Annotated in this window: 9 protein-coding genes; 3 read left to right on the forward strand and 6 right to left on the reverse strand. The window is 43.0% G+C overall.

What is annotated here, in order from left to right; genetic code table 11:
* From BSCG_RS24650 to BSCG_RS24625, 6 genes are all read right to left on the reverse strand, one after another.
* Positions 1 to 826, reverse strand: an 826-nt coding sequence (locus BSCG_RS24650; protein WP_008774795.1) for a FecR family protein, incomplete at its 3' end; no start/stop codon positions are given.
* A 10-nt stretch (positions 827 to 836) separates the two neighbouring features.
* Positions 837 to 1,427, reverse strand: coding sequence for an RNA polymerase sigma factor (locus tag BSCG_RS24645; protein WP_008025991.1), 591 nt, complete (start codon positions 1,425 to 1,427; stop codon positions 837 to 839).
* A 77-nt stretch (positions 1,428 to 1,504) separates the two neighbouring features.
* Positions 1,505 to 3,079, reverse strand: coding sequence for a peptide chain release factor 3 (locus BSCG_RS24640; RefSeq protein ID WP_008025990.1), 1,575 nt, complete (start codon positions 3,077 to 3,079; stop codon positions 1,505 to 1,507).
* Positions 3,080 to 3,155: 76 nt separating this feature from the next.
* Positions 3,156 to 4,016, reverse strand: coding sequence for a dTDP-4-dehydrorhamnose reductase (gene rfbD / locus BSCG_RS24635; protein WP_004300950.1), 861 nt, complete (start codon positions 4,014 to 4,016; stop codon positions 3,156 to 3,158).
* Complete coding sequence (locus tag BSCG_RS24630) at positions 4,017 to 4,562, reverse strand: DUF4924 family protein (protein WP_008774797.1); 546 nt, start codon at positions 4,560 to 4,562, stop codon at positions 4,017 to 4,019.
* Between the two features lie 10 nt (positions 4,563 to 4,572).
* Positions 4,573 to 5,226, reverse strand: coding sequence for a LysE family translocator (locus BSCG_RS24625; protein ID WP_008774798.1), 654 nt, complete (start codon positions 5,224 to 5,226; stop codon positions 4,573 to 4,575).
* Positions 5,227 to 5,484: 258 nt separating this feature from the next.
* Between BSCG_RS24625 and purL the strand changes: the two genes are divergently transcribed.
* The 3 genes from purL to BSCG_RS24610 all read left to right on the forward strand — a co-directional run bounded on the left by purL (position 5,485) and on the right by BSCG_RS24610 (position 14,010).
* Positions 5,485 to 9,189, forward strand: coding sequence for a phosphoribosylformylglycinamidine synthase (purL, locus tag BSCG_RS24620; RefSeq protein WP_008774799.1), 3,705 nt, complete (start codon positions 5,485 to 5,487; stop codon positions 9,187 to 9,189).
* Positions 9,190 to 9,457: 268 nt separating this feature from the next.
* Positions 9,458 to 13,471: a response regulator gene (locus BSCG_RS24615; protein ID WP_008774800.1), complete on the forward strand. Its 4,014-nt coding sequence runs from the start codon at positions 9,458 to 9,460 to the stop codon at positions 13,469 to 13,471.
* Positions 13,468 to 14,010 carry a chromate transporter gene (locus tag BSCG_RS24610; RefSeq protein ID WP_004300957.1) on the forward strand — a complete coding sequence of 181 codons (543 nt, stop codon included), beginning with the start codon at positions 13,468 to 13,470 and terminating at the stop codon, positions 14,008 to 14,010. The genes BSCG_RS24615 and BSCG_RS24610 overlap by 4 nt, the downstream gene beginning before the upstream one ends.
* Positions 14,011 to 14,016: the final 6 nt, after the last annotated feature.

The following is a 14,016-nucleotide window of genomic DNA, read 5'->3' on the forward strand; positions in this document are numbered from 1 at the left end:
TTTCTTTCCCTCGAATTTGATAACTGATCCCACACGATCCAAAGACTTTTTCCAGTGTGGCGTTCAGGTCTTTCGTTAAGACCGTCCCGTTGTAGGTCAGCCCCTCGCATTTCTCATGTCCGACGACTGTTACTTCAAATATATGCTCAATATCTGCCACTACATTTATTAGCGGATCGTCTTCATACCCCAACACCTCGGGGAACTCCGATTCTTCTGCCTTTTTCTCTACCGGCACAATCTTGTTCTCATCGCAATGAACGCTTTCCCCGGCAAGCAATGTACGCTTACCTACAGCAGTCTCGACTTGCACACTTCCTTCCTCACAGTTGACGGTCATCTTCTTTCCTTGCTGATCGATGAGGAATTTCGTTCCCAGTACGGTTACGTCGCCGGCTTCTGTACGGACCGTGAATGTCTTGCCTTTGGTTACGTTAAAAGAGGCTTTACCCAATAGTTGCAATTTGCGCTCCCAAAGCCATGTGATATGATTGTAAGTCAGGCGGGAATTTTCCATCACCTGCACAGTACTGCCATCCGGCAATTCATAGTTCATAGCAGTGTTATCAGTCACCACCTTTTCTTCTGCCAGGAAGTAACCGCCTATCCCCAAAAGAAGGACAACTGCCGCTGCCACTCCCCATGAGAAAGAGAAACTTCTCCCCGCACCTTGCTTTCTTCTCCGGCTTAAGGCGATCTTATGGCTCTCCTCACGTTGCAACTTCAGCTTATCACCTATTTCTTTTTTACGAGAAAAGATTTCGCCAACCAGAGGAAGTTTTCCTTCTTCTAAGTATTTATCTAAAGATTCTGTCCACTTTTCCATATCTCACACCTCAATTAAAAATCCACAAATTAGCTGCTACCAACAACAAGAAAGATTTGCTCATACGCTCCCGCAAACTGGAGATAGCCATATGAGTAGTATTGTAAACCGTACGTGAAGTGAGTCCCATCACCTGGGCTATTTCTTCCGGACTCATCTTCTTATAATACTTAAGATACAATACCTCCCGCTGTTGCTTTGTCAAATTGTTCAGCTCTTTCTGCAAAACTTCTAGCTGTTCTTTTTCTAACTCTGAACGGATAATAGCAGTTTCAATATCAATCTCCAGATCAAACTGATATTCATTTGTGCCTACTTCATCCAGTGATTTTAATGAGCCACTATTCTCCTTTTTCAGTTCGTTCACTATCATGTGTCTCAACGAAACACATAAGTAAGCGGGTATGGATTGAGGAGCCGTGCAAGTTTCTCTTTTCTCAAAGATGTAAACAAACAACGACTGTATCGCCTCGGTTACCAGAGTCTCATCACCGGCTATCTTCATGCCATATCCATACAGTAAATCTGCATATTGCTCATAAAGCTGCCGGAATGCCTCTTCATCCCCTTGCTGAATTTTATCCCAGGATAGTGTCTTCATTTCTATTCACTCATTTATATGAGATATGTTTTTCCTTTTTTTACCTGATTTTTTAGTTAAAATCAACGGAATATGTTTTAAAACTCACTTGTAAAGTGGAATTTGATGTGTTTAAAGTCCATCTGCGCCATCTGAAGTACATAACCGGAGTCTGCCAGGAACACATCGCGCCCTTCTCTATCCTTCGCCATATACTGGTATTTACGTTTCTTGAAAGCTTCCAGTTCTGCGGGATCATCGCTTTCTACCCAACAAGCCTTATAAAGGCTTACTGGTTCCCAACGACAGGACGCATTGTATTCATTCAACAAACGATACTGAATGACCTCAAATTGCAACTGCCCCACCGTACCGATAATCTTACGACCATTGAACTGATTGACAAACAGCTGTGCCACACCTTCATCCATCAACTGGTCAATGCCTTTTGCCAACTGTTTCTGTTTCATCGGGTCGGCATTCTCAATATACTTGAACATCTCCGGTGAGAAACTCGGCAATCCACGGAAATGGAGCATTTCACCTTCTGTCAGCGTATCGCCAATCTTAAAAGTACCATTATCCGGTAAACCAATAATATCTCCTGCATAAGCTTCATCAATCGTTGTTTTACGCTGTGCCATAAACTGGGTAGGCGACGAAAAACGCATGGTCTTTCCATGACGAACGTGCACATAGGGAGCATTGCGGACAAACTTGCCGGAGCAAATCTTACAGAATGCCACACAAGAACGGTGATTGGGATCAATATTGGCTGTGATCTTAAAGATGAATCCGGTGAATTTCGGTTCGTCGGGATTCACTTCACGCTCTTCTGCCTGTACGGGACGAGGACTGGGAGCTATCTCCACGAAACAGTTCAGCAGCTCTTGCACACCGAAGTTGTTCAACGCTGATCCGAAGAATACAGGTGCACAGTCTCCTGCGAGATAGGATTCCGAATCAAATTCGGGATAAACACCTTCGATCAGTTCCAGATCACCACGCAGCTTGTCTGCCAATGGCTTGCCAATCTGCTGATCCAGTTCTTCCGTATGAATATCGACTGCCACTTTTTCCGTTACCATCTGTTTGGATGGCTGGTACAAGTCCAGTTTCTGTTCGTAGATGTTGTATACTCCTTTGAAACGTGCTCCCTGCTCTATCGGCCAGGACAAGGGACGAACCTGAATCATCAGTTCTTCTTCGAGTTCATCGAGCAAGTCGAACGGATCTTTTCCTTCACGGTCCATTTTGTTGACGAAGATTATTACCGGAGTCTTTCTCATGCGGCATACCTCCATCAGTTTACGCGTCTGCGTTTCCACCCCCTTCGCACCGTCTACAACGATGATAACACTGTCTACAGCAGTCAGTGTGCGGTATGTATCTTCAGCAAAGTCCTGGTGACCCGGAGTATCGAGAATGTTGATTTTATAATCCCGATAGTCGAACTCCATCACGGAAGTCGTTACCGAAATACCACGTTGTTTCTCGATTTCCATCCAGTCGGACGTAGCCGTCTTTTTTATCTTATTACTCTTTACAGCACCTGCTACCTGTATCTGACCTCCGAAAAGCAATAACTTTTCCGTCAAAGATGTCTTACCAGCATCCGGATGTGCAATAATGGCGAACGTCCGCCGTCTCAAAATTTCTGTATTATCTGCCATAGTTATTAAATTGAGAATTGAAAATTGGAAATTAAAAAATGATACTCAAAGTGGTTTCTTTTTTATTTCTCAACTCTCAATTTTTAATTTCCAATTTCTCCAGGCATCGTTGGAGACTTTCCTCCCAATGGGGGATTTCGATGCCAAATGTTGTTTTTATTTTTGTTTTATCAAGTACAGAGTATGCCGGACGGTTGGCCTTTGCAGGATATTCGGCTGTATGCAGAGGTTTCACTTTGCAGGAGGTTATTCCTGCCAAGCGATGAATAGCCACTGTGAAATCATACCAGGAACAAACGCCTTCATTGCTGAAATGGTAGATGCCGCGGACTATACCTTTATTTATAATGGTATAGATGGCACGTGCCAGGTCATTAGCATAAGTCGGGGTTCCGATCTGGTCGAAAACAACTCCCAGACTGTCACGCTCTTTTCCAAGACGGATCATTGTCTTCACAAAATTATTGCCGAAAGTGGAATAAAGCCATGCAGTACGGATTACGACTGCTTTCTCGCAATAATTCATCACGTCATATTCTCCTTCCAGTTTGGTGGTGCCGTATACGGAGTCCGGACAAGGGTCGCAATCCTCCGTATACGGAGTGTGTGCAGTACCGTCAAAGACATAATCGGTAGATACCTGTATCATGGCGGCTCCGTTGAATTGTGCCGCACTTGCCAATTGTTTCGGTGCTTCGCAATTCAATTGATAGGCTAGTTCCGAATTATCTTCCGCTTTATCTACGGCCGTATATGCGGCACAGTTCACGACAAGCTCAATCCGCTTCTCTGCGATATAAGCCCAAACGGCTTGCTTGTCACAGATGTTAAGCTCCTCTACATCCGTGAAATAATACGTATGTTGCGGGTTCTCTTTTGCAAGCACCTGCATCTCATTGCCAAGCTGACCGTTGGCACCCGTTACCAAAATTCTCATTTATTCATCCAGTTTTAATTCACCTTTACGGTCTTTATCATAATAGTTTGCCAACATAGAAAGGAAACTAGTGATAGCTTCCACTGCCTTAGCAGTACCTTCACTGATAGGCTTTTTTTGAAGACGAAGCAGGAGCACTCCATACAACGCCTCAAAACAGGTCTCCAATTCGGGCTCGTCTTTCTTGCCGTTTTTATTCCGTAATTCTACTATAAACGGCAATGCCTTGAAATAGGCGGCACTGTAAAAAGGAAATTTAGGAGAAGAAGCCAATGCGTTATGCAATTCTGTCAGATTGATAATCACATTCTTATTAATCTGCAAATGACCTTTTTCCCGTACTCCTTCCTCACTCATCATCGTAATCAGGTTGGTATACCATTCTCTCATGGCAGGCTGCTGATCTGCCGGATAACGGGCAATTATATTTACCTCCATCTCTTCCGGTTCACAATGATTGGCGCGGATCAAGTCTTCCTCTTGCCACATATATATAAGGTACTCGGCAATATTCTTCTCTTTCAGTTGTTGTGCTATCTGATTCATAAGTTATCTCTTAATAAAGTGATTCTCCCAACAAAGTAAAAATCAGTCCGGCAAGGGATACCAGCATTACAATACTTCCTACAACACGATTCAGTATCCAGATACCACGCAAGTTGAATTTAGTGCGCACTTTGTTCACAAAGTAAGTAATCCCCAACCACCAGGTCAATGCCCCTATAGCAATAGCAACATATCCTGTAATCTCTTCGAACACCAGAACCCCCGGCTGCACAAAGGCAAAACGGGCGAAAAGTCCGATAAACAGAAAGATTATCAAGGGATTGGAGAGAGTGACGAAAAATGCGGTAATAAAGTTATGGAAATAAGAACCTTTGCTGGAGGAAGCCGGACGAATGGACTGCACCGGGTTGCTACGAAAGGTATATATACCAAAAAGGAGTAGCATGATGCTCCCCAATAATTGCAGATAGAAAATATTCTTATTAATATAATCGAACACAAAGCTCATCCCGTAGCCGGTGAGCAAAGCGTATGCTATATCGCTCAAAGAGGCTCCCAGACCTGTTACAAATCCATACCAACGCCCCTTATTCAAAGTCCTCTGGATGCATAATACGCCCACCGGACCGAGGGGTGCGGACACAACAACGCCAATAATAAAGCCTTTCACTAATATATCGAATATTGTCTCTATCTGAATCATGTCGCAAATATCGCACTTTTTTGTGATATGGGGATAGTATATTAACGTTTTTTCCACACAAGAATCACTATATATAGCGATAATAAGTAAAACGTACATCGAAAATAAACATATTAAATAAGGTATAGGAATTTATTCTCTATTTTTTTCCTACCACCAACGAAATTGATTATCTTTGCGCCACAGAAAAAGAGAAGAGTTTCTCCTGCAGGAACTTCAATCGTAAAATCGTAAATCGTAAAATCGTAAATATACAACATGATTCTTTTTTTCAGAACCCCTTCCAAGAGCGTGATTGCCGTAGAGAGCAACCATCAGCTCACCCCTGACGAAAGTAATAAACTCTGCTGGCTTTTTGGCGAAGCCGTGATGGAAAGTGAAGAAAACCTGAAAGGCTGTTTCGTTGGCCCACGCCGCGAAATGATCACTCCCTGGAGTACAAACGCAGTAGAAATCACCCAAAACATGGGGCTCGAAGGCATAAGCCGCATCGAGGAGTACTTCCCTGTTAAGGACGAAAATGCCGATTACGACCCGATGCTCCAACGCATGTACAAAGGACTCGACCAAAACGTATTCACGACAAACCGTCAGCCGGAACCAATCATCTACATTGAAGATCTCGAAGTGTACAACGAAAAAGAAGGTTTGGCTCTTTCCAAAGAAGAAATGGACTACCTGAAGAAAGTAGAAAAGGACCTCGGACGGAAGCTGACCGACTCTGAAGTATTCGGTTTCGCACAAATCAACTCCGAACACTGCCGCCACAAAATTTTCGGCGGAACGTTTATCATCGACGGTGTAGAGCAGGAATCTTCTCTGTTCCAAATGATTAAAAAGACGACACAGGAAAATCCGAATAAAATAATCTCTGCTTATAAAGATAACGTAGCCTTCGCTGAAGGTCCGGTTGTGGAACAGTTTGCTCCGGCAGATCATTCAAAACCTGATTTCTTCCAGGTAAAGGACATCAAGAGTGTTATCTCACTGAAAGCGGAAACTCATAACTTCCCTACTACTGTTGAGCCATTCAATGGTGCTTCTACCGGTACCGGCGGTGAAATCCGCGACCGTATGGGTGGTGGTAAAGGTTCATGGCCGATTGCAGGTACTGCAGTCTACATGACTTCTTATCCACGCACAGAAGAAGGACGCGAATGGGAAGAGATTCTTCCGGTACGCAAATGGCTATACCAGACTCCGGAACAGATTCTAATCAAAGCATCCAATGGTGCTTCCGACTTCGGTAACAAGTTCGGCCAACCGCTGATCTGCGGTTCGGTACTGACTTTCGAACATACAGAAAACAAAGAAGTTTATGGTTACGACAAAGTAATCATGCTTGCCGGTGGTGTTGGTTACGGTACACAACGCGACTGCCTGAAAGGCACACCGGAAGCTGGAAACAAAGTAGTGGTTATCGGTGGTGACAACTACCGTATCGGACTGGGTGGCGGTTCCGTATCTTCTGTTGATACCGGTCGTTACAGCAGTGGCATCGAGTTGAATGCCGTGCAACGTGCCAACGCAGAAATGCAAAAACGTGCCAATAACGTAGTACGCGCTCTTTGTGAAGAAGAGGTGAATCCGGTGGTTTCTATCCATGACCACGGATCTGCCGGACACGTAAACTGTCTGTCCGAACTCGTGGAAGAATGTGGTGGTTTGATCAATATGAGCAAGTTGCCTATCGGTGACAAGACTTTGTCTGCCAAAGAAATCATCGCTAACGAAAGTCAGGAACGTATGGGTCTGCTGATTAAAGAAGAGGCTATTGAACATGTACGTAAGATTGCCGAACGCGAACGCGCTCCAATGTACGTAGTCGGTGAAACAACCGGTGATCATCGTTTCGCTTTCCAACAGGCTGACGGTGTACGTCCGTTCGACCTTGCCGTAGAACAGATGTTCGGTTCTTCTCCCAAAACCTATATGGTAGACAAGACCGTAGAACGTCATTATGAAATGCCGAAATACGAATTGTCTAAACTACATGAATATCTGACGAATGTATTGCAGCTTGAAGCTGTAGCCTGCAAAGACTGGTTGACAAACAAGGTAGACCGTTCGGTAACAGGCAAAGTGGCTCGTCAGCAATGTCAGGGTGAACTTCAGTTGCCGTTGAGCGACTGCGGTGTCGTAGCACTCGACTACCGTGGCGAGAAAGGTATCGCTACCTCTATCGGACATGCTCCGCAAGCAGCATTGGCTGATCCGGCTGCCGGCTCTATTCTTTCTGTATCCGAAGCGCTGACCAATCTTGTTTGGGCTCCAATGGCGGAAGGTATGGATAGCATTTCACTGTCTGCCAACTGGATGTGGCCTTGCCGCTCTCAAGAAGGTGAAGATGCCCGTCTTTACACAGCTGTAAAAGCTTTAAGCGATTTCTGTTGCGCGCTGCAGATCAATGTTCCTACCGGAAAAGACTCTCTATCTATGACACAGAAGTATCCGAACGGCGAGAAAGTGATTTCTCCGGGAACTGTGATTGTTTCTGCCGGTGGTGAAGTTTCCGACGTGAAGAAAGTGGTATCTCCGGTATTGGTTAACAATGAAAAGACTACGCTTTATCATATTGACTTCAGCTTCGATGAACTGAAACTGGGTGGTTCGGCTTTTGCACAATCTCTGGGTAAAGTTGGTGACGAAGTACCTTGCGTACAAGATGCCGAATATTTCCGTGATGCTTTCCTTGCCGTACAGGAACTTGTCAACAAAGGATTGATTCTTGCAGGACACGATATCTCTGCCGGTGGTTTGATCACTACATTGCTCGAAATGTGCTTCTCTAATGTAGAAGGCGGTATGGAAATCAGCCTCGACAAGATGAAAGAACAGGATATCGTTAAGATTCTGTTTGCTGAAAATCCGGGTATCGTTATCCAGATCAGCGACAAGCATAAGGATGAAGTGAAGAAGATTCTGGAAGATGCAGGCGTAGGCTATATAAAGCTGGGTAAACCGACTGACGAACGCCACATTTTGGTATCTAAAGACGGTGCTACTTACCAGTTTGGTATCGATTATATGCGTGACGTATGGTATTCTTCTTCTTACCTGCTCGACCGCAAACAATCTATGAACGGTTGCGCAAAAGCACGTTTTGAAAACTATAAGATGCAACCTGTTGAATTCGCTTTCATGCCGGAATTCAAAGGTAAGCTTTCTCAATACGGTATCACTCCGGATCGTCGTACCCCAAGCGGTATCCGTGCGGCTATCATCCGTGAGAAGGGTACAAACGGTGAGCGCGAAATGGCTTACTCACTCTATTTGGCAGGTTTCGACGTAAAAGACGTTACAATGACCGACCTCATCAGCGGACGCGAAACACTGGAAGACGTAAACATGATCGTTTACTGCGGTGGTTTCTCTAACTCCGATGTACTGGGTTCTGCTAAAGGATGGGCAGGCGCATTCCTGTTCAACCCGAAAGCTAAAGAAGCATTGGATAAATTTTATGCACGCGAAGATACATTGTCATTGGGTGTCTGCAACGGTTGCCAGCTGATGATGGAACTCAATCTTATCAACCCGGAACTGAAGAAGAAAGGAAAAATGCTACATAACAATTCACACAAATTCGAATCACGCTTCCTTGGTCTTACTATCCCGACTAACCGCAGTGTGATGTTCGGCTCTTTAAGTGGAAGCAAACTGGGTATCTGGGTAGCTCACGGAGAAGGAAAATTCTCTTTGCCATATGACGAAGATAAATATAATGTAGTAGCGAAGTATAGCTATGATGAATATCCGGGCAATCCGAACGGTTCCGATTATTCTATCGCAGCACTGGCCAGCGCAGACGGACGCCACTTGGCTATCATGCCTCACTTGGAACGTTCCATCTTCCCATGGCAGAACGGTTGCTATCCGGCCGACCGCAAGAACAGCGATCAGGTTACTCCATGGATAGAAGCGTTTGTCAATGCCCGCAAGTGGGTGGAAGCGAAAATGAAATAAATCATTTCCATATTTTACAGAGGCTGGTACTTTAAATAGTGCCAGCCTCTTATTTTACGGAACTTTCCATTCTACCGGAAGACTTCTGATAGATACCAAAATACCGAAAACAAACAGTATATACAAATAGTTATAAAATAGTCTATTTTCTTCATTTTTGGAGCGCTGTTATCTTTCATCAAAATTTTGTAATATCAAAAAATCTTCTTAATTTTGTCAAACTTTCCCCCTCATAAAAGATTCAATAACCCTTAAAAGTCCTATTTGTATGAAAAAATGGCTTTTTCTAATCTTATTGTTTCCTCTAATTTGTGTCGCGCAGACGTATCGATATCTCGGAGTGGAGGATGGGTTAAGTAACCGGCGGGTTTACTGCATTCAAAAAGATAAAACCGGATACATGTGGTTCCTCACGCACGAAGGTATTGATCGATACAATGGAAAAGAGTTTAAACGATATAAGTTAATGGATGGTGACGCAGAAGTGAACTCTCTGTTAAATCTAAACTGGCTTTATATTGATCAGGAAGGAGTCTTATGGGAAATCGGGAAAAAAGGAAAAGTATTCCGGTATGACCAGATTCACGACTGCTTCAGTCTTGTATATAAATTACCGATGGAAAGTTTCAGCGAACAGCCGGACCCGGTCACTTATGCCTGGCTCGACCAGAACAAACACATCTGGCTATGCAATAAAGATACTATCTTTCTCTATAATACGGACACCAAACAAGTCACCCATATAAAGAATGATATAAGTGAAGAAATCACTGATATTGAACAAATAGACGAATCGCATTTCTTCATCGGTACGGAAATGGGGATTCATTATGCCCAATTAGAAAACAACGCATTGAAACTTATCAATTGCGATAAGTTGGAGAGCGTGAAAGCCCAAGTAAGCGATTTACACTTCGACAAAAAGATTCGGAAACTATTCATCGGCACTTTCTTGCGGGGAATTATGGTTTATGATATGAATACCAAATCCGTCATACGACCGGATTATAACCTGAAAGATATCAGTATCACACGGTTCAAGCCGCTAAATGACAAAGAGTTATTAATAGCTACCGATGGCGGAGGAGTACACAAAATAAATATGGATACTTATCAAATAGTACCCGAAATTGTGGCTGATTATAACAGTAATTGTGGCATGAACGGTAACAGTATCAATGACATTTTTGTGGATGATGAAGAACGGATATGGCTGGCTAATTATCCCATCGGAATCACGATACAAAACAACCGTTATACGAGCTACAAATGGATTAAGCACTCCATCGGTAACAAACAGTCTTTAATCAACGATCAAGTAAATGCCATTATTGAAGACAGAGAGGGAGATTTATGGTTTGCAACGAACAATGGCATCAGTTTTTTTAATTCAAAGACCGGACAATGGCGATCGGTGCTTAGTGCTTTTGAAGAGTCGCAAGGTAATAAAAGCCATATCTTTCTTACTATATGCGAAGTGGCTCCCGGAATTATCTGGGCAGGCGGGTACTCTTCCGGTGCTTACCAGATAGATAAGAAAACGTTCAGTGTCAGCTATTTCATGCCGCCTTTGTACACTCATACAAACAAGCGACCGGATAAATATATACGTGATATTCGTACAGATATGCAGGGTTATATCTGGTCGGGAGGATTCTACAACCTCAAGCGTATTAATCTGAAGACGCAGGAAGTACGGTTTTATGATGGATTAAATTCCATTACCGCCATCGTTGAGAAAGATGAAAAAAGTATGTGGATCGGTAGTGCCACCGGCCTATGTCTTTTAGATAAAGAATCCGGAAAATTCGAGCGCATAAAACTTCCGGTAGAGTCGAGCTATATCTATTCCCTGTACCAAGCAAAAAACGGTTCATTGTATATAGGTACCAGCGGGTCGGGACTATTGATTTACGATATTAATAAAAAACTGTTCACTCATTACCACACGGAAAACTGTGCTTTGATATCCAATAATATCTATACCATATTATCGGATGCGGACAAAGATATAATCATGAGTACAGAAAGCGGATTGACAAGTTTTTATCCCAATGAGAAAAAATTCTATAACTGGACCAAAGATATGGGATTGATGACCACCCATTTCAATGCGCTATCAGGTACGTTACGGAAAAACAATAAATTCATTTTAGGCAGTTCTGACGGAGCAGTGGAATTTGACAAGGATATGAAATTGCCCAGAAGTTATTCTTCTAAAATGATTTTCAGCGATTTCAAGCTTTTTTATCAAACAATCTATCCGGGTGATGAGGATTCTCCGTTGAAAGCAAGCATCAATGATACAAAGGTACTAAAGTTAAAATACAATCAAAACAGATTCTCTTTGCAGGTTTCTTCCATCAACTATGACTATCCTTCCAATATTCTTTACTCTTGGAGGCTAGAAGGTTTCTATGATAAATGGAGCAAACCCGGAACCGAGAATACAATTCGTTACACCAATCTTGCGCCGGGCAAATATACACTAAGAGTACGTGCTATCTCCAATGAAGACAAACGTGTCATGCTTGAAGAAAGAAGCATGGATATTGTTATCGCCCAACCTTTCTGGCTGACAATTTGGGCTGTGTTGCTTTATGCAGCTTTCCTCTGTCTCATTGCCATCATTCTATTACGTATCCTGATTTTAAGAAAGCAGCGTAAAGTCTCCGATGAGAAAATACACTTCTTTATTAATACGGCACATGATATCCGTACCCCATTGACGCTTATCAAAGCACCTTTGGAAGAACTACGCGAGAAAGAGGAGTTGAGTAAAGAAGGTATTTCGAACATGAATACGGCATTGCGAAACGTAAATGCCCTATTACGTCTTACCACCAATCTTATCAACTTTGAAAGAGCGGACGTATACTCTTCCGAATTATATATTTCAGAGCATGAGCTAAACACGTTTATGAATGAAATATTCAATGCGTTCCAGCAGTACGCCAACATCAAACATATCAACTTCACTTATGAAAGTAATTTCAGATATATGAATGTATGGTTTGATAAAGAAAAGATGGAATCTATCTTTAAGAACATCATTTCGAACGCACTGAAATATACTCCGGAAAATGGGAATGTACAGGTTTTCGTTTCAGAAACATCTGACTCATGGAGCGTGGAAGTCAGAGACACAGGAATCGGCATCCCGGCCAACGAACAAAAGAAATTGTTCAAACTTCATTTCCGTGGCAGCAATGCTATTAATTCCAAAGTAACAGGAAGTGGTATCGGACTGATGCTTGTATGGAAGCTAGTCCGCCTGCATAAAGGAAAGATTAATCTGTCAAGCATCGAAAACCAGGGATCGGTTATCAAAATAACATTCCCTAAAGACAGCAAGCGCTTCCGGAAAGCGCATTTGGCAACTCCCAGCAAGCAGCGTCAGGAAATAAAGGTTGTCGACAACGTTCCACCCCCATCACCTGAAATTTACGAGAACGCACAGAAGAAAGAGAATATAAATCATCGCCGAATCTTGATTGTAGAGGATAATGATGAGTTGCGCAACTATCTGTCGCAGACGTTATCTGAAGAATATGTCGTACAGGTCTGCTCCAATGGAAAAGAAGCACTGACGATTATTCCCGAATACAAACCAGAACTGGTCATTTCAGACATTATGATGCCGGAAATGCGAGGGGATGAATTATGCCAGGCTATCAAGAATAATATCGAGACTTCTCACATTCCTGTCATCCTGCTGACAGCTTTGAATAATGAAAAGGATATTCTTTCGGGACTCCAGATTGGTGCGGATGAATACGTTGTGAAACCGTTCAACATTGGCATATTGAAAGCAAACGTTGCCAATCTGCTGGCCAATCGTGCACTCCTGCGCAGTAAATACGCCAATCTGGATCTGGATGATGAAGAGCATGATGAAGACTGCATCAACTGTTCACAAGACATTGACTGGAAATTCATAGCAAACGTCAAAAAGAACGTGGAAGATAACATTGACAATCCTGCTCTCACGGTAGATGTATTATGCAGCCTGATGGGAATGAGTCGCACAAGTTTTTACAATAAATTAAGGGCATTAACCGATCAGGCACCGGGAGATTATATCCGGCTGATTCGTCTGAAACGTGCCGTACAATTACTAAAAGAAGACACACATAGCATAACAGAAATTGCAGAAATGACGGGATTCAGTGACGCCAAGTACTTCCGCGAAGTATTTAAGAAGCATTATAATGTAAGTCCCAGTCAATATGGCAAAGAGAAAAAAGCAGTTAGTAAGGAAGGAGGAGAAAAGAAAGAATGAACATTTATCTCGAAGCATTTGGAATCTTTTTTAAAATAGGCGCCTTTACTATTGGAGGAGGATATGCAATGGTGCCACTGATTGAAAATGAAATTGTCACCAAACGGAAATGGATTGCGCAGGAAGATTTTATCGATCTGCTGGCTATCTCCCAATCCGCACCGGGAATTTTGGCAGTCAATATTTCTATCTTTATAGGATATAAGCTGCGTGGAATCCGGGGAAGTATTATCACAGCATTGGGAACAATTTTGCCGTCTTTCATTATTATATTGGCTATCGCCCTGTTCTTTCATAGTTTCAAAGACAATCCGATAGTGGAACGTATTTTTAAAGGAATTCGCCCGGCAGTGGTGGCACTCATCGCGGCGCCGACCTTTACCATGGGACGATCCGCAAAAATCAACCGCTACAATCTGTGGATTCCTGTTGTCTCGGCAATATTAATCTGGCTGTTGGGCTTCTCCCCTATCTGGATTATTATTGCGGCCGGTGTAGGAGGTTTCCTGTGGGGGAAATTTAGAAAAGTTGAGAGTTGAGAATGG

This window comes from Bacteroides sp. 2_2_4 (assembly GCF_000157055.1).
In the GTDB taxonomy this organism is placed as follows: domain Bacteria; phylum Bacteroidota; class Bacteroidia; order Bacteroidales; family Bacteroidaceae; genus Bacteroides; species Bacteroides ovatus.

Coding starts and splice junctions, on each gene's coding strand:
- rfbD (WP_004300950.1), bottom strand. CDS start 4,016: ATGAGAATTTTGGTAACGGGTGCCAACGGTCAGCTTGGCAATGAGATG.
- BSCG_RS24640 (WP_008025990.1), bottom strand. CDS start 3,079: ATGGCAGATAATACAGAAATTTTGAGACGGCGGACGTTCGCCATTATT.
- BSCG_RS24625 (WP_008774798.1), bottom strand. CDS start 5,226: ATGATTCAGATAGAGACAATATTCGATATATTAGTGAAAGGCTTTATT.
- BSCG_RS24610 (WP_004300957.1), top strand. CDS start 13,468: ATGAACATTTATCTCGAAGCATTTGGAATCTTTTTTAAAATAGGCGCC.
- BSCG_RS24630 (WP_008774797.1), bottom strand. CDS start 4,562: ATGAATCAGATAGCACAACAACTGAAAGAGAAGAATATTGCCGAGTAC.
- BSCG_RS24645 (WP_008025991.1), bottom strand. CDS start 1,427: ATGAAGACACTATCCTGGGATAAAATTCAGCAAGGGGATGAAGAGGCA.
- BSCG_RS24615 (WP_008774800.1), top strand. CDS start 9,458: ATGAAAAAATGGCTTTTTCTAATCTTATTGTTTCCTCTAATTTGTGTC.
- purL (WP_008774799.1), top strand. CDS start 5,485: ATGATTCTTTTTTTCAGAACCCCTTCCAAGAGCGTGATTGCCGTAGAG.